This is a genomic window from Pseudarthrobacter quantipunctorum (genome assembly GCF_045291495.1).
Lineage (GTDB): Bacteria > Actinomycetota > Actinomycetes > Actinomycetales > Micrococcaceae > Arthrobacter > Arthrobacter quantipunctorum.
This window is the reverse complement of sequence record NZ_CP148033.1, coordinates 1,772,793-1,791,754: the sequence shown is the minus strand read 5'-3', so window position 1 is coordinate 1,791,754 and position 18,962 is coordinate 1,772,793. Positions and strand designations below refer to the sequence as shown.

General features: G+C 66.8%; 15 protein-coding genes. 10 read left to right on the top strand and 5 right to left on the bottom strand.

The genetic code is table 11. The features are described from left to right. Positions 1 to 53: 53 nt before the first annotated feature. Genes WHH00_RS08255 through WHH00_RS08245 form a run of 3 tightly spaced genes read left to right on the top strand, consistent with a single transcriptional unit; the run spans position 54 to position 4,395 of the window. On the top strand, positions 54 to 512 hold the full coding sequence (locus WHH00_RS08255) for a universal stress protein (protein ID WP_406637987.1): 459 nt from the start codon (positions 54 to 56) through the stop codon (positions 510 to 512). Between the two features lie 40 nt (positions 513 to 552). After that, positions 553 to 1,572, top strand: a complete 1,020-nt coding sequence (locus WHH00_RS08250) for a polysaccharide deacetylase family protein (protein WP_406637985.1) — start codon at positions 553 to 555, stop codon at positions 1,570 to 1,572. An 18-nt stretch (positions 1,573 to 1,590) separates the two neighbouring features. Continuing rightward, positions 1,591 to 4,395 carry an HAD-IC family P-type ATPase gene (locus WHH00_RS08245; protein ID WP_406637983.1) on the top strand — a complete coding sequence of 935 codons (2,805 nt, stop codon included), beginning with the start codon at positions 1,591 to 1,593 and terminating at the stop codon, positions 4,393 to 4,395. Positions 4,396 to 4,432: 37 nt separating this feature from the next. On the opposite strand, the gene WHH00_RS08240 is transcribed toward WHH00_RS08245, so the two are convergent. Continuing rightward, the gene (locus tag WHH00_RS08240) at positions 4,433 to 5,065 is read right to left on the bottom strand and encodes a hypothetical protein (protein WP_406637981.1); all 633 of its coding nucleotides are present in this window, start codon (positions 5,063 to 5,065) and stop codon (positions 4,433 to 4,435) included. Positions 5,066 to 5,245: 180 nt separating this feature from the next. On the opposite strand from WHH00_RS08240, the gene WHH00_RS08235 reads away from it, so the two are divergent. Next, positions 5,246 to 5,773, top strand: coding sequence for a hemerythrin domain-containing protein (locus tag WHH00_RS08235; protein ID WP_406637979.1), 528 nt, complete (start codon positions 5,246 to 5,248; stop codon positions 5,771 to 5,773). Positions 5,774 to 5,784: 11 nt separating this feature from the next. Here WHH00_RS08235 and WHH00_RS08230 read toward each other — a convergent pair whose 3' ends face one another. Continuing rightward, positions 5,785 to 6,246 (bottom strand): universal stress protein, encoded by a 462-nt coding sequence (locus WHH00_RS08230; protein ID WP_350002428.1) that lies wholly within the window; start codon positions 6,244 to 6,246, stop codon positions 5,785 to 5,787. 315 nt (positions 6,247 to 6,561) lie between these two features. On the opposite strand from WHH00_RS08230, the gene WHH00_RS08225 reads away from it, so the two are divergent. Then, on the top strand, positions 6,562 to 7,185 hold the full coding sequence (locus WHH00_RS08225; protein ID WP_231454033.1) for a response regulator transcription factor: 624 nt from the start codon (positions 6,562 to 6,564) through the stop codon (positions 7,183 to 7,185). A gap of 42 nt (positions 7,186 to 7,227) precedes the next feature. Here the strand turns inward: WHH00_RS08225 and WHH00_RS08220 are convergent, their stop codons facing one another. Next, entirely contained in the window at positions 7,228 to 8,907 is a 1,680-nt protein-coding gene (locus tag WHH00_RS08220; protein ID WP_406637976.1) for a GAF domain-containing sensor histidine kinase, read from the bottom strand. A gap of 252 nt (positions 8,908 to 9,159) precedes the next feature. Between WHH00_RS08220 and WHH00_RS08215 the strand changes: the two genes are divergently transcribed. The 5 genes from WHH00_RS08215 (at position 9,160) to WHH00_RS08195 (ending at position 14,641) form a co-directional block, all read left to right on the top strand. Continuing rightward, positions 9,160 to 9,621, top strand: coding sequence for a pyridoxamine 5'-phosphate oxidase family protein (locus WHH00_RS08215; protein ID WP_406637973.1), 462 nt, complete (start codon positions 9,160 to 9,162; stop codon positions 9,619 to 9,621). A gap of 55 nt (positions 9,622 to 9,676) precedes the next feature. Further along, positions 9,677 to 10,552 (top strand): universal stress protein, encoded by an 876-nt coding sequence (locus tag WHH00_RS08210; protein ID WP_406637971.1) that lies wholly within the window; start codon positions 9,677 to 9,679, stop codon positions 10,550 to 10,552. Between the two features lie 24 nt (positions 10,553 to 10,576). Beyond that, complete coding sequence (locus tag WHH00_RS08205) at positions 10,577 to 13,021, top strand: HAD-IC family P-type ATPase (RefSeq protein ID WP_406637969.1); 2,445 nt, start codon at positions 10,577 to 10,579, stop codon at positions 13,019 to 13,021. Positions 13,022 to 13,100: 79 nt separating this feature from the next. After that, positions 13,101 to 14,105, top strand: coding sequence for a zinc-dependent alcohol dehydrogenase family protein (locus WHH00_RS08200; RefSeq protein WP_406637967.1), 1,005 nt, complete (start codon positions 13,101 to 13,103; stop codon positions 14,103 to 14,105). 113 nt (positions 14,106 to 14,218) lie between these two features. After that, positions 14,219 to 14,641, top strand: a complete 423-nt coding sequence (locus tag WHH00_RS08195; RefSeq protein WP_406637965.1) for an Hsp20/alpha crystallin family protein — start codon at positions 14,219 to 14,221, stop codon at positions 14,639 to 14,641. 56 nt (positions 14,642 to 14,697) lie between these two features. Here the strand turns inward: WHH00_RS08195 and WHH00_RS08190 are convergent, their stop codons facing one another. Together WHH00_RS08190 and WHH00_RS08185 are read right to left on the bottom strand one after the other, a co-directional pair. Continuing rightward, positions 14,698 to 15,723: an ATP-dependent 6-phosphofructokinase gene (locus tag WHH00_RS08190; protein ID WP_406637963.1), complete on the bottom strand. Its 1,026-nt coding sequence runs from the start codon at positions 15,721 to 15,723 to the stop codon at positions 14,698 to 14,700. Continuing rightward, positions 15,720 to 18,926 carry an HAD-IA family hydrolase gene (locus WHH00_RS08185; protein WP_406637961.1) on the bottom strand — a complete coding sequence of 1,069 codons (3,207 nt, stop codon included), beginning with the start codon at positions 18,924 to 18,926 and terminating at the stop codon, positions 15,720 to 15,722. Before WHH00_RS08185 ends, WHH00_RS08190 begins: the two co-directional genes overlap by 4 nt. Positions 18,927 to 18,962 lie beyond the last annotated feature (36 nt).

Here is an 18,962-nt window from a genome sequence, read left to right as displayed (position 1 = left end):
TCCCGCCGGGACATCATGTACCAAGGACCGCCCGGGTCACCTGAGGAGCTGAGATGAGTACTGCTGGAACACCATTTGCCCGGATCCTTGTGGGCGTCGACGGCTCGGAACCGTCCATCGAGGCCTTGCGGCAGGCCCAGCGCCTGGCAACGCCGCTGGGCGCCAAGGTCCTGGCCAACGCCTACTGGGATTACCCGCAGGTCTATGCCGGCTACGTGATGATGGGCATCGAAGGCTTCGAGGAGCGCGCCGGGGAGATCCTCGATGACGCGGTCAAGAAGGCTTTCGGCGGCGAGACGCCGTCGAACGTTCTTCCCAGCCTGATCCGCGGCCATCCGCGGGATTCGCTGATCGACGCCAGCCGTGATGCGGACATGGTGGTGGTGGGACGCCGCGGGCACGGCGGTTTTGGCGGGCTGCTCCTGGGCTCGGTCAGCTCAGCCCTGGTGGCCCACGCCCACTGTCCGGTGCTGGTGGTCCACACGCCGGAAGATCGCCCGGGGGCATCCTGAAGGAGGTCCACGTGGCCGGGACCACGGCAGGCGCAGTCCGTTGACGGAGCCGCTGCGGGGTGACGCACGACGACGGATGGCGGCTGCCGCCGTCGTGCTCGCCCTGATTGTCCTAGCCATCGTTCTTGCCGTACTGCTGCGGTCACCGGCGGGAACTTCTTCACAGCCGGCCGCACCTTCCTCTCCCGGCGCCTCCACCAGCCCCGGCCCGGCCGCCTCCAGCGCCCCTCCCGCCACAACACGGCCATCCACAGCAGACCCCTCCGCATCCCAGCCTGTGGAGGCATCGACGGAAACACCGGAGGCAGGGCAGAACCCTGTCCAGCCTCCCGCCACTGTGCCTCCTGTCCCGGTCCCGCCGCCCGCAACGGACGGCGAGCCCGGCCCTGGGCCGGATCCTGTCCCGCCGGCGGCGCCGTTCCCCTCCTGGCTGATCAGCCAGGACCTCACGGTCATTCCGAACGCGGGGCGCGTGGTGGCGCTGACGTTCGATGCCGGAGCCAATGCGGCAGGACTGCCGAAGATCCTGTCCACCCTGTCCGCCAAGGGGGTCACGGGCACGTTCTTCCTCACCGGCAACTGGGTGGATGCCAACCCCGGCGGGGTGAAGCAGATCGTTTCTGCGGGGCACCGGGTGGCCAACCACTCCATGACCCATCCTGGTTTCACCGGCCTGGACGACGGGCAGATTGCCCAACAGGTGCGCGGAGCGGAACAAACAATCCTGGCAGCCGGCGCCGACCCCCGCCCGCTGTTCCGTTTCCCGTTCGGCGAAAGGGATGCCCGCACTATTGCCGCTGTCAACAGCCTCGGCTACGTTGCCGTCCGGTGGACCGTGGACACCCTGGGGTGGAAAGGTACCAGTGGCGGCGTCAGCACCCAGGCCGTCGCAGACCGCACGCTGGCCGCCCTGCAGCCCGGCGAAATTGTCCTCATGCACATTGGTTCCAATCCCGACGACGGCTCCACCCTTGACGCCGACGCCCTGCCGGACATCATCGACCGCATCACCGCCGCCGGGTACGGCTTCGCCACGCTTGACGCGCTGCTGGCCCCCTAACTGAAGGAAGGGCCGCTAATGGAAAAGACCAGGCAGGCAAAAGCCGCCGGCAGGCGTCCTGCTCCGGCAGCCAACGGAACGGCTGATCCCGCACACCACGGGCTTCCCCTGCATGAGGTGGTCCTGCTGCTCGGGACGGACCACGTGCAGGGCCTCGCGTCCGCGGAGGTTGCCCGCCGCCAGGCCGAGTTCGGAGCCAACGTGCTGCCGCGCTCACGCGGCGGGGGAATCTTCCGGAAACTGGCCCGGCAGTTCCATAATCCGCTGGTCTACGTGCTGCTGGCCGCGGCGGCCGTCACCTTGTTCCTGGGTGAATATTTGGACTCGGGCGTCATCCTCGCCGTCGTCCTGGTGAACACATTGATCGGCTTTGTCCAGGAAGTCCGGGCGGAGGCTGCCCTGGATGCACTGCACTCCCTGGTCCGCACGCGCGCTGTGGTGGTCAGGGACGGGCAACGGGAAGAGGTCCCCTCGGAGGACCTCGTCCCCGGAGACCTAGTAATCCTCGAGGCCGGCGACAAAGTCCCGGCGGACCTGCGGCTGGTCCGGCTGTCCGGCCTGCGTGCCGATGAATCCGCCCTGACGGGCGAGTCCGAGACAGTAGAGAAGAACGAGGTGGTCCTTCCCCCGACCACGCCGGTGGCGGACCGCCGGAACATGGTCTACAGCGGCACCCTGGTGACGGCCGGCACCGGCGCGGGGGTTGTTGTCGCCATCGGTGGGGAGACGGAACTCGGTGAGATCCACCGGCTGATGGGCTCGGTGCAGCAAATTGCCACCCCGCTGACCCAAAAGCTGGCGCACTTCAGCATGACGCTGACGGTGGCCATCCTGGCACTTGCCGCCGTGGCTTTCCTTGCAGGCGTGGCACGCGGCCAGCAGCCGCCACAAATGTTCACCGCCGCCGTCGCGCTCGCGGTGGGGGCAATCCCCGAAGGACTTCCCGCGGCAGTCACGGTAACCCTCGCCATTGGCGTCCGCCGGATGGCCCGGCGCCGCGCAGTGGTGCGCAGGCTGCCGGTTGTTGAGACGCTGGGCAGCACCACGGTTATCTGCTCCGACAAGACCGGCACCTTCACCGAAAACCAGATGACGGTGCGGGCACTGTGGACTTCATCCGGAGCTTACGACGTGACAGGTTCCGGATATGGCCCGGAGGGGCGCGTCCTTCCCGCAGGTGCGGGTGTACAGGGCGCCTCGGAAGGGAGCGCCGCGGAAGGGACCGAGGCGACGGCGGCGCGGGACTTTGCGCTGCACTGGTCCCTGCTGGCGGGAGCCGCCTGCAATGACGCCAGGGTGGTGAGGGAGGGCGACGCCTGGCGCGTCCAGGGGGATCCCACGGAGGCTGCGATGCTGGTGACCGCCGGGAAGGGCGGAGTGGATACCGCGCAGTTCCTTTCCGCCTATCCCCGCCGCGGGGCGCTCCCGTTCACGTCAGAGAGCCAGTACATGGCCACCCTCCACGCCCCCCGGCTCACGGACGGCAGCGGCACGGGGCAGAACACCGTGCTGGTCAAGGGCGCCCTGGAACGGGTGCTGGAGCTGTGTGCCTGGCAGATGGACGGCCCCGGTGACAACGGGCACCTCAACAAGCAGGCTGTCCTGGAGGTTGCGCACCGGTTTGCCGGCACCGGGCTGAGGGTCCTGGCGACGGCCATGATGCACCTGCCCGCCGGCACCTCCCTTGACGAGGCAAACCTGCGCGGTCAGCTGACGCTGACGGGGCTCCAGGCGATGTTCGACCCGCCGCGGGAGGCAGCGGCGGCAGCAGTGCATGCCTGCCACCAGGCGGGGGTGGCCGTCAAGATGATCACCGGCGACCATATTGGTACTGCAGCTACCATTGCCAGGGCAGTGGGCATCACTGCGGACCGGGCGGACGGGACCGCGCTGACGGGAACGGAGCTGGACGCGATCCCCGAGGACCAGCTGCCCGATGCGGTGGAGCGCGCAACAGTCTTCGCGAGGGTGTCGCCCGAGCAGAAGCTCCGCCTCATCGGTGCGCTCCAGTCCCGGGGGCACGTGGCTGCCATGACGGGCGACGGCGTCAACGACGCGCCGGCACTGCGCCAGGCGAACGTAGGGATCGCCATGGGACGGTCTGGAACGGAAGTGGCAAAGGAGGCCTCGGACATCGTCCTGACAGATGACGACTTCGCCACCATCGAGGCGGCTGTCGAGGAAGGCCGGAACGTCTTTGACAACCTGACCAAATTCATCGTCTGGACCCTGCCCACCAATATGGGGGAAGGCCTGGTGATCCTCGTGGCGATCCTGGCCGGAGCAACCCTTCCCGTCCTGCCCACGCAGATTCTGTGGATCAACATGACCACAGCGGTGGCCCTGGGACTGATGCTGGCGTTCGAGCCGAAGGAGCCCGGCCTCATGTCCCGGCCTCCCCGGGCACCCGGCCGCCCACTCCTGACCTGGACCCTCACCCTCCGGATCCTGCTGGTCTCCACGCTCCTTGTGGCAGGCACCTGGTGGATTTTCGAACTCGAACTGGCCGGTGGTGCATCGCTTGCCGAAGCCCGGACCGCTGCAGTCAACCTCTTTGTGGCGGTGGAGACCTTCTACCTCTTCAGCTGCCGTTCCCTCACCCGGTCCGTGTGGCGGATCGGGTTCTTCAGCAACCGCTGGGTGGTTCTCGGTGTCCTGGTCCAGGCGGCCGGCCAGCTGGCCATCACCTACTCCCCCGTAATGAACGAACTCTTCCACACAGCCCCCATCGGCCCGGAGACCTGGCTGCGGATCCTGGGCATCGCAGTGCTGGCTTCACTCGTCGTCGCCGTGGACAAGCGCTTCAGGCGCCACTCGTTCTAGCCCGGTCCCGCCGTTCCAGGTACTGCAGGAGCGGGCCTCATGGCTTTGGCAGGAGCCGGACCAGCACCAGTCCCGTCACTGCGGCCATTGCCACCGCCATCAGGACCGCCGCCCCAATTCCAATGGCGGCTGTCAGCCACAAGTCCTGGCCGGGCTGCCACAGCGGAGTCGCAACGGCCATGAAAACGCCCAGTCCCACGGCCCAGGCAGCCGCGCTTCCGGCGATCCACCGCCAGGCCCTGGGGACATGACGGCGCAGTTCGAACCATTGCGCCAGGCCGATCGAGACCAGGAGCACCATGGCGGCCCCGGTTCCCGTAACTATTTGGGCTGCTGCCGGCCACCCGTGCCAGGACTCGCTGCTAAAGGACAACAGGCCCACCGTCCAGGCAACGGCAGCTGCGGCGGCGGTGAGCAGGACCCAGCGCCGGACGGACACGGCGGGAAGCCTTGATTCGAGAACCCGCCCCTGGAACCACCCCAGGACGGCACCCTCTGCAAGGCCGGCAAACACCAGCAACGGAACCCCGGCCGCTGGCCAGAAGGCAACCGAAACGGACTGGGCCGCCGCAGGGGCAAGGAAGCCGAGGCTCTCGCCCGCGCTCACCCATGCCACCCAGCGGACAAGAAAGGTGGTCCTGCGCGGCGAATCGGCTGCCTCAGCACCCATCAGGCACGGCCCTCCCTTCATGGTTCTTCCAGCGTAGGGGACCAACGGCTCTGCCACGCGCCCGGCCCCACTGCCCATAGTTAAGGCAAGGGACGGGTGGGACGCTGCCGGCAGCCTGCAGGCACAGGCCTGCCACACCCTGGAAAAGGACGATCGGGAAGGGACGATGAGGAAGGGACCATGAACCAGGACAAGGACGCTGCCGCCGAGGCAGAAGCACTCCAGGCGGTTGAACGACACCACGCACACATGCTCAAGCATCTGAACGGACTCGTGGCCCTCCTGATGGCAGCAGTGGAGGCACGTGATGCCGCTGCCGAGGAAACAGCGCAGGCAACGCTCCTGGACTGGTGCGACAGCCACCTCATCCCCCATGCCCTGGCCGAGGAGGGCCCCCTATACGGCGGACCGCACGCTACCTCCGGGGGAAGGCTGCTGGTGGAGGGGATGCTGGCCGAACACCGCGTCATTGTGGACCTTGTGGAGGAACTGCGCACCTCCAACGGACTAGCCGCCGCGGTGGCAGGTTCTGCCATCCAGCGGTTGTTTGCCCTGCACCTGGACAAGGAAAACCGCCTCCTGATGCCCTTCATCGTCGAGTCCCCGGACATGTCCCTCGCCGCGTCCGTGCAGGGGCTTCACGAACTGACAGGAGAAGGCGCGGGCCACCACGCCGGAACGCACGACGACGGCACGCAGCATCGCTGATGACACGTCGCTTATTGCCCGCCGCCGCTTTTCCGGTGCGCGGCTTCTTCCGGGGCGTGGACCACCAGGACCGGACAGTGCGCGTGGCTGACGCACGCCGAACTCACCGAGCCCAGCACCAGGCTGCCATGGCCGCGCCGCCCCACGATGAGGAGGGACGAGTTCCGGCTCCCCTCAATCAATTGCTCACTGGCTTTGCCCCGCACCAGCCGCGGGTGGACAAATGCCGGCAGCTCCGGGCCGAAAGCGTCCGCAAGGGCCTGCTCCAGCGACTGCCTGGCTGCGTATTCGAAGCCTTCGATGCCCACCACAAGGTAGAGCCCATAGCCGGGAGGAACGTCCCAGCATGCCCACGCCTCCACAGTTGCGCCAAGGGGCCCGGCCAGGTCCCCGGCTGCACGGAGGGCGGCGATCGAGGCATCGGATCCGTCCACGCCAACAACAATCCTGGGGTGCTCCTCGGGGGCGTCCATGAGGCTCCGATCTGTTTGGTCTGCTCCCAGACTGTACAGGGTCCGGGCAGCGGGATAGGGCCGAAAGTCACCGCCGGGTGCTGGTCGCGGGCCGGCACGGGGCAACCGCCGGCGAGGGGCTGCGGTTGTATGATCAGGACTCGCGACTTTGGTCCCTTCCTGCTGGTCCGCACAGACGGAAAGATGGGACCAGGCCCCTGGCACGGGCTGCCTGTACAGCAGTGCAGGCATAGTCCTTAAGACAATTGGGAGCATAGGGTGCAAAGGCATGAGTCGGGCCCGGACGGGGCTGCAGGTCCCCAGGAGCCGCTGCGCGTGTTCATTCTCGATGACCACGAGCTTGTTAGGCAGGGGCTGAAGGACCTACTTGAGGGCGAAGGGTTCGAGGTGGTCGGTGAGAGCGGATCCGCGGCGGAGGCCACGCGCCGCATCCCCGCACTCCAGCCGGATATCGCGATCCTGGACGGACGGCTCCCCGACGGCACGGGCATCGAGGTATGCCGGGATGTGCGCTCGCTGGACCCCCGCCTGCACTGCCTGATCCTGACAAGCTACGACGACGAGCAGGCCATCCGGGGCGCCGTCCTGGCAGGAGCGTCGGGATACATCCTCAAGCAGATCAGGAGCGATGACCTCCTCGCCGGAATCCGCAAGGCGGCCGCAGGCGAGTCCCTCTTTGAGCCCGGCGTCAGGGAGCGGATCATCGCCGGACTTTCCAAGGCCCCGACGGACCCGCGGCTGGATGCGCTCAGTGCCCAGGAGAAGAAGGTCCTGACGCTGATCGGGCAGGGCATGACCAACCGCCAGATCGGCGAGGAGCTCTTCCTGGCCGAGAAAACAGTGAAGAACTACGTGTCATCCATCCTGGCGAAGCTGGGATTCGAGCGCAGGACCCAGGCCGCCGTGTACGTCACACGGAACACCCCGGACGGGCAATAAACCAGTCCCATTGACCGAAGCTGCCTGCTGCCTTCCCGTCCGTCACAAACGCTGGGCGGACCAGGTGATCCGGGTGCCTTCCCCCGGCGTGCTCCGGATGGTGCAGCTGCCGCCCAGCATCTCTGCCCGGCGCCGCATATTGGCCAGGCCACTCACCCGTGCGGGTTCTTCGAAACCGCACCCGTTGTCCTGGATCACCAGCTCAACCTGCCGCTGGGTCACGGACACCGCAACCCGTATCTCCTTGGCACCTGAGTGGCGGGCGGCATTGCTCAGTCCTTCGGAAAGCACGGAAAGCACATGGCCGGCAACGTTTTCCCGGACGGTGTCCACGGGGCCGGCAAAAGCCACTTTTGGTTCAACGGCATAGCTGCGGGAGTTGTCCTGGACCACCCCCAGGATGCGGTTTGTCAGCGGTTCACGGTTTTCCTCCCCGGTCCGAAGGGAGTAGATGGTGTCCCGCAGCTTCCGGATGGTGTCGTCCAATTCGGAGGTGACGGTGGCAATCCGTTCGTGCGCTATGGGATCTAGGGTGTAGCGGCGGAGGCTCTGGATACTCAATCCGGAGGCGAAAAGCCTCTGGATGACAAGATCGTGCAGGTCGCGGGCAATCCGCTCCCGGTCCGTGAACAGGAGGTTCTGTTCACGGAGCGCATGGACACGGGCAAGGTCGAGTGCCAGCCCGATCCTGCTCCCGAAAATCGAGCTGGAGTCCGCTTCGGCCTGGCTGTAGGCGGTTGAGCCCTGTGGACGGGCGAGCAGCAGAACACCGTTCTCGCTGTTGCTGTGGCCGATTGCGCAGACCAGCACCGAACCCAGTTTTTCCGCCACCTCATCGCCGAAAACCCGCTGGGGATCACGCACCACGCGGGACTCCCCCGTCTCGATGACCGAGGAGACTGCGTCGGAAGCACCAATCTCCTGCCCCGCCTGCAGGCCCTGGACGCCCAGGGAGGACCTGCACCTGAGGACCCCGTCACCCGCAGGAACAGCAATCACGGCCAGCGCGGACTCTGACACCCGCAAGGCTGTTTCGGCCACCAGGTCAAGGTTGTCCGAGTCCCCGGGGTGCGGGGCCATGATCAGCCGGCTGCTCAGTTCCATCCCCGCCTCCAGCCATTTCTGGCGCCGCTTGCTGTCCTCGAACAGGCGGGCATTCTGGATGGCCACACCGGCGGCAGCGGCGAGGGCCACGGCAAGGTCCTCATCCTCCGGCGTGAAGTCCTGCCCGCCGTCCTTTTCCGTCAGGTAGAGATTTCCGAACACTTCGTCCCGGACCCGGACCGGCACTCCGAGGAAGGTGTTCATCGGTGGATGATTGGGCGGAAAGCCTGAAGCCATGGGGTGCTGGCCGAGATCGTGCAGCCTCAATGGCTGCGGCTCCCGGATCAGGTGGCCCAGGACCCCGTGCCCCGTAGGCAGGTCCCCAATGGACCTGATGTCCTCCTCATCCACGCCCACCGTGATGAAGTGGCTCAGGCTGCGGTCCTCCGCGATCACGCCCATCGCCCCGTACTTCGCGCCCACAAGTTCACACGCGGACCGGACCAGGCGGTCCAGCACGGCTTCAAGGCTCAAATCCTGGGCGAGGGCGACGACGGCGGCAAGCAGGCCGTTCATGCGTTCCTGGGTTTGCAGCAGCTCATCTGCGCGGGCAACAAAGTCCCGAAGGAGATCCTCGGCCCGTTCCTTCATGGGAGAGCTCCACGGTTCAGTGCTCATGTCCGACCTCCTGTGGAAAGTGCCTGCGTCGTTGCAGGCCCTCAGCGGTGTTGCACGCGTCCGGGAGGTAGGTTCCCCCGGCAACGCCGCTTCCGCCCCAGGACGAAGCGACGTCCGGCACCAGTCTAGGAGAGTAAGTCAAGGTCTGAAATGCCCCAATTACGGAAAGCCGGACAGCAGCAGCCGCCGGGACCGGGTGCAGCAGGACCTTCTTCCCTAGCCCCGCCCCGCTGCGCGTCCTAGGCTACGGCCATGGACACAGCTGCAGCAGAACCGGAACCCGAAAACCTTGGCGTGCATGACTGCTGGAGATACCTGCGGTCAACGTCCGTTTGCAGGATGGCCTTCACCCGCGGGGACACGGTGGAGATCTTCCCGGTCAACTTCGTGCCCAGCAACGGCACCCTGCTGATCCGCACCGGCCCCGGCACCAAAATGGACGCAGTGGCCGGCCGCAAAGCAGTGTCCCTGGAGGCCGACGGACTGAACCAGTACGGCACCATTGCCTGGAGCGTAGTGGTGAAGGGGCACGCGGCCGTTGTGGACGACACCGAAGACTTCCAGGATGCCTCCGACGCAGGTTTGTCTCCCTGGCAGGCTGGCCCCAAGGACAGCCTCATCCGGGTGACACCCGAGGAGATCACCGGGAGGAGATTCTTCATCACCCCGCCCACCCGGTGGTGGGCCCCGCAGGAACCGGCCGACAGGGCCTGAAGCCCTTTCCGGCACTAAAACTCTCAACCACCAGCAGCACCACGGAAGGTACCCCATGGACGCACACAAGCCCGTCGCCGTCGGCATCGCCGATTCCGCCCCTTCCAAAGCGGCCCTGCTATGGGCAGCGGCCCGCGCGCGGCGGCAAAAGGTGCCGTTGGCAATCCTGCATGTCCTCGACGACCGCTGGATGGCAGGCGAAAGGATCGAAGCGCTCCCCTACATCGACGTCCTGCGCCAGTCCGCGATGGACATGCTGAAAGACGCCGCAGAAACGGTGCGCAGCGCCGAACCGGACCTTCAGGTGTCACAGGAACTGCTGGAGGGAAGCGTTGGGGCCTCGCTCGGGAAGTACTCGAAGGACGCCTCGATGCTGGTCCTGGGCAGCAGCGGCCACTCCCGCGGCGCACTGACCGACCGGGCACTCCAGGCAGCCGCCACGGCCGAATCCCCGGTAGCGGTGATCGGCACAGGCAAAAGCAGCGGGCAGGGTGTTGTGGTGGGCGTTGACGGGTCGGAAGAGTCCACCCAGGCCGTGGCTTTCGCGGCGGCCGAGGCTGACGCACTGGGCGAGGAACTCACCGTCCTGTATGCGTTCACTGGCCCCAACCGGTGGATCAAAGCGGGCCTCCCGTCCAGCAGCTTCGCCGGGCACGTGGTTGAAGAGGAACAGATTGTCCTGTCCGAGACAGTCGCGGGGCTGCGCCAGGACTACCCCGGCCTTGTGGTGCACGGAATCCTGGAAACCGTCATGGAACCCGCAGACGCCCTGGTCCGGGCAGCCGCCGACGCCCGGATGCTGGTCCTGGGCAGCCGGGGCAGGGGCAGCTTTGGCAGGCTCCTGCTCGGATCGACGGCGCACGGCGTCCTCACCCAGCCTCCCTGCCCCACGGTGATCACCCGGCTGAAGAAATCCCGGCATGACGCATGACGGGTGGGCTCTGCGCTCCACGTGATGTTTGAAGCAGGGGAAAGCACCGGACGCCACGTGGGGTCCGGTGCTCCGGCGGGTCGGCCGGCGGTGGACGGGCTCTCCTCCGACGAGGTCCTGTCACGGACCAGGGCCGGACGGATCAACAGCATCCCCGGGGCAACAAGCCGCAGTGTGTGGGACATTGTCCGGGCGAACGTCCTGACCCTCTTTAACGCCATCGTGGCTGGCTGCTTTGTCCTGCTGCTGGTGCTGGACCAGTGGCGGGATGCGCTGTTTGGCTTCTCAGCGCTGGGGAATTCCCTGATCGGAATCATCCAGGAATACCGCGCCAAGCAGTCCCTGGACAGGCTGGCTATTCTCCACGCGTCGCAGGTCAGGGTGGTCCGGGACGGCAGCCCAAAGCTTATCCCGGCGGAGGCCCTGGTCCCGGATGACATCGTCCTGCTCAGCGCCGGCGAACAGGTGGCCGCTGACGTGCGCCTCCTGGACGGCGGGTACGTGGAGGCAGACGAATCCTTTTTGACAGGCGAGTCAGCCCCGGTTCCCAAGCTTCCGGGAGCAGCGCTCCTGTCCGGGTCGCTGATCATGGCCGGGAGCGGACGGGCGGCGGTGGTCCGGGTGGGCCCCGAGACGTTCGCCTACAAACTGACTGCCGAAGCGAGGCGGTTCGCTTTGGTCACGTCCGAGATACGCTCCGGCCTGGACAGGGTGCTTCGCGTCATCACCTGGCTGCTCCTGCCGACTGCGGTCCTGGTCACCCATGCCCAGGTCCAAAACGCCGGCGGCTGGGCGGCTGCCTTCAGCTCCGGCCAGTGGATACCTGCGGCAGTGGGACTGGTGGCCAGCATCATGTCCATGATTCCCCTTGGCCTGGTCCTGCTTACCAGCATGGCCTTCGCGGTGGGCGGGGTCCGCCTGGCCGGCCACATGGTCCTGGTCCAGGAGATTGCGGCCGTAGAGGTACTGGCAAGGGTGGATGTCCTGTGCCTGGACAAGACCGGTACCTTGTCTTCCGGCGCCACGGCGTTCGACGCCGTACACGACGCCGGAGTGCCGGCGGCCGAGGGGTGGCGGCAGGCCCTTGAATGGTTCGGCGCCAAGGAGGAGGCAAGCACCACCGCCAAGTCCATCGGTGACGCGTTTCCCGCGGCCGAGGTCCTGCCGGAGGCGTCATCGGTGCCGTTCACCTCCGCCCTGAAATGGAGTTCAGTAACGTTCCCGCCGGGCTCGCCGGCCGCCGGTTCCTGGGTTCTTGGGGCACCGGACTTTGTTCTGGCGGACTCGTCCGCCGGCGCCCACGCCCGCCGGAGCGCCGCAGCCCTGGCCTCCACCGGCCTGCGGACGCTGGTGCTGGCCCACATGCCCGGGGCCCTTCCCGGGTCCGCGACAAGCGGCGCACTGCCCGCTGAACTCGTTCCTGTGGTGCTGCTGACCTTCCGCGAGGACATCCGGAAGGAAGCACCGGGGACCCTTGCCTACTTCCGGCAGCAGGGCGTAGGCCTCAAGATCATCTCCGGGGACGACCCCCGCACCGTTGCAGTGCTCGCACGCGCGGTGGGCCTTGGGACGGGCAAGGCCTACGACGCCAGGAACCTGCCCACGGACCCGTTGCTGCTGGAAGAAGCAGTGGAAAACCATCACGTTTTTGGAAGCGTGTCCCCGTCCCAGAAGCGGGACATGGTCCAGGCGCTGAAGCGGCGCGGGCACACGGTGGCCATGACAGGCGACGGGGTCAACGACGTCCTGGCACTCAAGGAAGCCGATCTGGGCATTGCCATGGACACGGCGTCACCGGCCACCAAGGCAGTAGCCCGGCTTATCCTCCTGGACGGACGCTTCGACAGGTTGCCGGCGGTTGTTGCGGAAGGCCGCAGGGCCATCAGCAACATCGAGCGGGTCTCCATGGTTTTCCTCAGCAAGACCGTCTACATAACCGTTATTTCGCTGACGTTTGCCCTGCTCCTGTGGCCTTTTCCGTTCCTTCCGCGCCAGATGTCAGTCCTCGACGGGCTGACCATCGGCCTGCCGGCATTCTTCCTGGCACTGCAGCCCGGTGCGCAGCGTTATGAGCCCGGATTCCTGAAGCGGTCCCTTGCCTTCTCCGTGCCAGCCGGATTATGCGGCGCCCTGTGTGTGCTCGCTGTCAGCATGTACGCGCACTTCGCCGCACCTGGCAGTGCCGAAGCCACGCAGTCGGCCGCCGTCATCACCCTGGCCCTGGTGGCCTCCTGGATCCTCGTGACGGCATCCCGGCCGCTCAACTGGACGAAGACCCTGATCCTGGCGGGCATGTACGGGGGCCTGGCGCTCCTGTTCACCGTGCCCCCGGCAAAAGAATTCTTCCGGCTGGACTGGCCGCCCGCGGACCTCCTGGCCGCGTCCGTCACCGTAGCCGTGGCCGGCAGCCTGGTCATCGAAGCCATCCGGTACTTCCAGCGGCGCCTCGCCGGACGCCCGGAGGACTGATGGCATTGGTGACCTTCGGCTCTGGCATGCGCGTCCCGGCCCCGGCCATTGTTGACTAAGCCGGCGGAAGGAGGACAGCGTGCTCGCATGGTGGGTGGGCCGGCCCGGCCCCATATCTGCCCGTCCCCTGGTCAAGAGCACCCGCGAGGACCCCAGGCCCGCGGCCAATGAACTGCTGGTGAACGTCAGCGTCTGCGGAATCTGCCGTACCGACCTCCACCTGGCCGAAGGGGACCTGCAACCACGCCGCCCCGGAGTTGTCCCGGGCCATGAGGCGGTAGGCGTGGTGGTGGAAACAGGGCCGGAGGCCTCCCGGTTCGCGCCGGGCGACAGGGTGGGCGCAGCGTGGCTGGGCGGTGTCTGCGGGAGGTGCGCCTACTGCCGCCGCGGGGACGAAAACCTGTGCTCGGCGCCCGTCTTCACGGGCTGGGACAAGGACGGCGGCTACGCCCAAAAACTCACCGTCTCCGAGGACTTCGCGTACCTCATTCCGGACGTGTTCACCGATGAACAGGCCGCGCCGCTGCTGTGCTCGGGCATTATCGGCTACCGAGCATTGAAACGCGCCAACCTCCCGGCCGGAGGGCGCCTTGGCATCTACGGGTTCGGCAGCTCCGCCCACCTGACCGCGCAGATGGCCATGTACCAGGGGGCATCCGTTTTTGTCATGACCCGCTCTGAGGAGGCCCGTGCCCTGGCCCTGGAGCTGGGAGCGGAATATGCCGGCGACGCCTATGACACTCCTCCGGTGCCGCTTGACTCGGCGATTCTGTTCGCCCCTGTGGGCGGCCTGGTGCCGGCCGCGCTCGCTGCCCTTGACCGCGGCGGGACGCTGGCGGTTGCCGGTATACACCTCACCGACATCCCGCCACTGAACTATGAGGCCCACCTCTTCTACGAGCGCCAGGTCCGCAGCGTTACGGCCAATACACGGGCCGACGGGAATGAGTTCCTGGCCCTCGCGGCCCGGATTCCACTGGCACCAACCACCACCTCCTACCCGTTCGATGCCGCGGACACGGCCCTCGAGGATCTCGCTGCGGACAGGATTACCGGCTCGGCCGTCCTGCGGGTCCGCCCGTAAACACCGCGGGGCCACGGTGGGACCTTGGACTCTGGAACAGCACCCGCAGAGGGCGGATGGTGTTAATGCCGGGCAAATGCGTCGGCCCGGCTCACAATGAGCAGGAGGCAACAATGACTGACCTGATGAAGTGGTTTGATTCCCGCCGCTCCCCCATGGATATGATCGAAAGACTCTTCGAAGGAGAGATGGGTTCGTCAGCCATCCGGGTGGAGGAAGTGGTGGATGGCAACACCCTGGTGGTGCGCGCGGAACTGCCCGGGATCGACCCGGAAAAGGACGTGGACGTGACGGTGACCGACGGTGTCCTGTCCATCAGGGCCGAACGGCAGGAAAAAACGGAACACAAGGACAAGGACAGCTACCGTTCCGAATTCCGCTACGGTTCTTTCGTCCGGCGGCTCCCCCTTCCCAGCGGGGTGCAGCAGGCTGACGTCACCGCTTCATACAAGGACGGCGTCCTGGAAGTCCGCGCTCCCCTTCCGGACCAGCAAGAGGTAGCCTCGGCGTCGAAGATCCCGATCAGCAGGGGCTGAGGTTTGGTGCCTGGTCCCTCCGGGGCCAGGCACGGTCACGCCATCGAAGTGTTCTTTCACCCGAACAGGACTGCCGCCTCCTTGTACCGTTCCTCGGGCACCACCTTCAGGCGTCCGAGGGCAAGCTCCAGGCCTACGGTGACGACGTCCGTCCCGCGGAGGGACACCATGGTCCCCCATGAGCCGCCGGCCGCTGCCTCGACGGCGGCCAGGCCCAGCCGGGTGGCAAGGACACGGTCGTAAGCGGTGGGTTCTCCGCCACGCTGGATGTGGCCCAGGACAGTGGCCCGGGTCTCGATCCCGGTGGTGTGCTGCAGCTGCTGCTCCAGCAGCCGGCCGATGCCTCCAAGACGCGGCCGGCCAAAGGTATCCAGCCCGCGCGGCGCGTAGGGTGTCTCCTGCCCCTCCGGTACGAAGGCTTCAGCCACCACCACCAGGGGCGCCCGCCCCCGGTCCCGTGCTGACAGGACCCACGCGGAGATCTGGTCCAGGGACACCGGATGCTCCGGTATGAGGATCGCGTGGGCACCAGAGGCCATTCCGGAGTGCAGCGCGATCCAGCCGGCATTGCGGCCCATGACCTCCGCGATCATGCACCGGTGGTGGGACTCCCCGGTGGTCCTCAGCCTGTCAATGGCTTCAGTGGCTGTCTGGACGGCGGAATCAAACCCAAACGTATAGTCCGTGGCACCAAGATCGTTATCGATCGTCTTGGGAACCCCGACCACGTTGATGCCCTGGTCGCACAGCTCCTTCGCTGCGGCCAGTGTTCCCTCGCCGCCAATGGCGATCAGGCCCATCAGGCCGTTGCGCCGCAGGCTGTCCCGCACCGCATCGGTTCCGCCGCCCTCAAGCGGATTGGTGCGGGATGTCCCAAGGATGGTCCCGCCGAGCCTGGATAATCCCCGGACACTGCGCCGGGGCAAGGGCACCACATCCTGTTCCAGGACTCCCCGCCAGCCGTCACGGAACCCCACGAATCCATAACCGTGGACAACCTCGCCGCCCAGCACTGCCCCGCGGATGACTGCGTTGACGCCGGGGCAGTCTCCGCCGCTTGTCAGGATCCCGAGTTTCTTCATGATGCAGCCGATCCCTCCACCGGCACGGGAAGCCGGAATGTCCTGGCCTGGCCGGCCGCGAGCGCCGCCTTCCTGCCGTTGACGCGCACGCTGATGGGTTCGGCGTCCCCGGCCGCCGATGCAATCCTCATGCGCCCGTCCTTGAGTTCGATGTTCAGGTGATGCCCCCGGTACCGGACCCTGAAGGCGACGGACCGCAGGCCGGTGGGCAGGTTGGGGGCGAAGACGATTGCGTCGCCGCTGAGCCTCAGCCCGGCGAAACTGCGCTGGATGACATCAATGCTTCCAGCCATGGCGCCCAGGTGGATGCCCGTCCGTGTGGTGCCGTGCTGGGTATCGTCGAGGTCGGCGTCGAGCGCTTCGCGGAAGCTGTCCCAGGCACGGTCGGCGTCCAGCGCCGCCAGCACGGACGCGTGGGCTACCCGGCTCAAGGTGGACCCGTGGGCAGTCCGAGCGAGGTAATACTCGATGGTCCGGTTCAACAGGTCTCCCGTGAACGCGTATCCCAGTTCTTGGAGGAGGGCGATCACACCTTCATGGCCCAGCAGGTAGGGCAGCATCAGGACATCGGCCTGCTTGGCAAGCTTGTACCGGTTGGTTTCATCCCCCTCGGCTTCCAGGATCAGGTCGAGCCGCTCGATGCTGTCATAGGTTTCCCGGTACCGTTCCCAGTCGAGTTCGTCGAGTTCCTCGTATCCGGCAAACTGGCTGATCACGCCGTCCGTGTGGAAGGGGATGAACATGGCCCTGCCCACCTGCTCCCAGCCGGCGGCCTCCTCACCGGTGACGCCAAGCCTCTCCATCAGGCCGTCGAGTTCGTTCCCGTGGAAGATGCCTATGATCTCCGCGGCCCGAAGGCAGGCCCAGGCAGCCATGGCGTTGGTGTAGGCGTTGTCGTCCAGCCCGGGATCCGGGCGGCCCGGATATCCTGTGTGGTACTCATCGGGCCCCACGACGCCGCGGACGTGGTACCGCCCTGTGTCCTGGCTGTACCCGGCCCGTGCTGCGAAGAACCGGGCAACGTCGATCACCAGTTCGGCGCCCTTGCGGAGCAGCCAGGCTTTGTCGCTGGTGGCCTGGAAGTACTGCCAGACGTTGAAGGCCACAGCCAGTCCGGAGTGCAGCTGCAGGTGCGAGTGGTCCTTCACCCACCTGCCGGATCTGTGGTTGTAGAGCCACTTGGGGGTTTCCTCCGTACCGTCACTCCCGCTTTGCCAGGGAAACTGCGCCCCCGGGAAGCCCTGAAGCGCTGCCGCGTGGCGGGCAGCCGGAAGCCTGCGCCACCTGTATTCGATGAGGGAGCGGGCCACATCCGGCGTCCTGGTGGTCAGGAGCGGCAGGACAAACAACTCGTCCCAGAAGACGTGGCCCCGGTATCCCTCGCCGTGGAGTCCCCGGGCCGTGACCCCGGCGTCGAGTTCTGCCGTGTGGCGGGTGAGGGTCTGCAGCAGGTGGAAGATGTGCAAGTTAAGGACCAGGCGCACCTGCACCGGCGCCTCGATGTCCACCAGGAACGGGTGGAGTTCGTGCCGCCACGCGTCCTGGTGTGCGGTCAGCAAGGCGTCGAAGTCCCCGCCGGCGCGGGTCAGCACTGTCACGGCGGCGGAGGCCGGGGAGGCGATGGCCCGGTCACGGGATGTCACCACCGCCACTGTCTTGCAGATTCTTGCTGCAGCCCCGTCAGCGAGGGCCACCTGGAATGTCCGGAAGTGGAACGGGCCGATGCTGCCGGGCTGCCCTGTGCCTTGTACGCCGCTGCCTGCTGCCCCCGACGCACTGGTGCGGTATGCCACGGCTATCCGGACCAGGCTTTGGGTTGTCTCAGCCTCGACGACGGAAACGTCATCCGGAGCCGGTTGCTTGAAGCCTCCGCCGTTCATGGTCCGGTCAACAAGGTGGATCCCGGGGCTGGAGACCGGTTCGGGGACATTCGAGTTGGTGACGCCCATGTTCACGCCGCTGCGCACTTCCACGGCTCCGCTCCAGCCCAGCGGCGTGATCTTCGTTTCAAGTCCCAGCAGGTGGGGCTCCGCCATGGAGACGAACCTCGTCTGGACGATTTCCATGCGCCGCCTGTCCCCGGTTTCCAGCAGGAGCCGCCGTTCCAGAACCGCGCGCTGGAGATCCAGCGTGCGGCGCTCGCGGACAGCCACCAGGCCTCCCTCCGACCACCACTGCCCGTCCGCCAGCCGCAGGTCCAGGGGAAGGCAGTCCGGGGCGTTGACCATGTGTTCTTCCACAAGCACCTCGCCGGCCACTTCGGCGGCCAGGCGGTTGAAGACTCCCGCCAGGTACATGCCGGCGTACCGGGCGCTGCCCCCACCTTCGGGCGATGCGCCCCGGACGGCGAGGTAGCCGTTGCCAAGGGTGGTCAGCGCTTCCCGGTGGCCCTCGTGTCCGGCGTCGAAGCCCTCGTAGACGAGCTGCCAGGGATCGCCAAGGACGAGCCCCAGGTCCAGTTCACTGACGTCGTTGAGGACTGTGCTGGCACCGGCGGCTTCGAGCTCCCGCCGGGTTCCGCTGCGGTCGATGCCCACCACGAGGCCGAACCCGCCCTTGTGAGCTGCGAGGACCCCTGCCACCGAGTCCTCGATGACCACGGCGTGGGACGGAGATACCCCAAGGCGGAAGGCGGCCGCCAGGAAGACGTCGGGAGCGGGCTTTCCCCGCAGGCCGAGGTTGGCGGCAGCAGTCCCGTCCAGGATGACGCCGAAAAGATCCGGAAGCCCGGCCGCGTCCAAAACTGAGGACGCATTGCGGCTGGACGTGACCACTCCGGTGGGGACCCCGGCGTCGGAAAGCCGTTGCAGCAGCTGCACCGTTCCCGGATAGCTCTGGACGCCGTCCCGCTTGAGCCGCTCCTGGAACAGCCGGTTCTTCAGGGCGCCGAGGCCGAACGCGGTCCAGGTGCCGGGCTCATCGCCGTCCGACCCCTTTTCGACTTTCACCCCCCTTGACGCCAGGAACTTCAGCACGCCTTCCTCCCTGGGAAGGCCATCGATATAGGTGCGGTAGTCGGCTTTGGAAAGGGGTGCGCGGTTGGCGGTGTCCGGCACCCGCGGATCCTGCCGGATGCGTTCGAACGCGTCCCTCCAGGCGGCCTGATGGACCAGCGCCGTATTGGTCACCACCCCGTCCAGATCGAAAATGACGGCGTCAAAGGGCGGCTTGGCAGCTGCAGCGGTGGGTGACGACGCGGTCATATGACAGGGATACCAGCAGGCCGTCCTCCGTTGACA

Coding starts and splice junctions, on each gene's coding strand:
- WHH00_RS08235 (WP_406637979.1), top strand. CDS start 5,246: ATGAACCAGGACAAGGACGCTGCCGCCGAGGCAGAAGCACTCCAGGCG.
- WHH00_RS08210 (WP_406637971.1), top strand. CDS start 9,677: ATGGACGCACACAAGCCCGTCGCCGTCGGCATCGCCGATTCCGCCCCT.
- WHH00_RS08215 (WP_406637973.1), top strand. CDS start 9,160: ATGGACACAGCTGCAGCAGAACCGGAACCCGAAAACCTTGGCGTGCAT.
- WHH00_RS08230 (WP_350002428.1), bottom strand. CDS start 6,246: ATGGACGCCCCCGAGGAGCACCCCAGGATTGTTGTTGGCGTGGACGGA.
- WHH00_RS08240 (WP_406637981.1), bottom strand. CDS start 5,065: ATGGGTGCTGAGGCAGCCGATTCGCCGCGCAGGACCACCTTTCTTGTC.
- WHH00_RS08185 (WP_406637961.1), bottom strand. CDS start 18,926: ATGACCGCGTCGTCACCCACCGCTGCAGCTGCCAAGCCGCCCTTTGAC.
- WHH00_RS08220 (WP_406637976.1), bottom strand. CDS start 8,907: ATGAGCACTGAACCGTGGAGCTCTCCCATGAAGGAACGGGCCGAGGAT.
- WHH00_RS08255 (WP_406637987.1), top strand. CDS start 54: ATGAGTACTGCTGGAACACCATTTGCCCGGATCCTTGTGGGCGTCGAC.
- WHH00_RS08190 (WP_406637963.1), bottom strand. CDS start 15,723: ATGAAGAAACTCGGGATCCTGACAAGCGGCGGAGACTGCCCCGGCGTC.
- WHH00_RS08195 (WP_406637965.1), top strand. CDS start 14,219: ATGACTGACCTGATGAAGTGGTTTGATTCCCGCCGCTCCCCCATGGAT.
- WHH00_RS08205 (WP_406637969.1), top strand. CDS start 10,577: ATGTTTGAAGCAGGGGAAAGCACCGGACGCCACGTGGGGTCCGGTGCT.
- WHH00_RS08245 (WP_406637983.1), top strand. CDS start 1,591: ATGGAAAAGACCAGGCAGGCAAAAGCCGCCGGCAGGCGTCCTGCTCCG.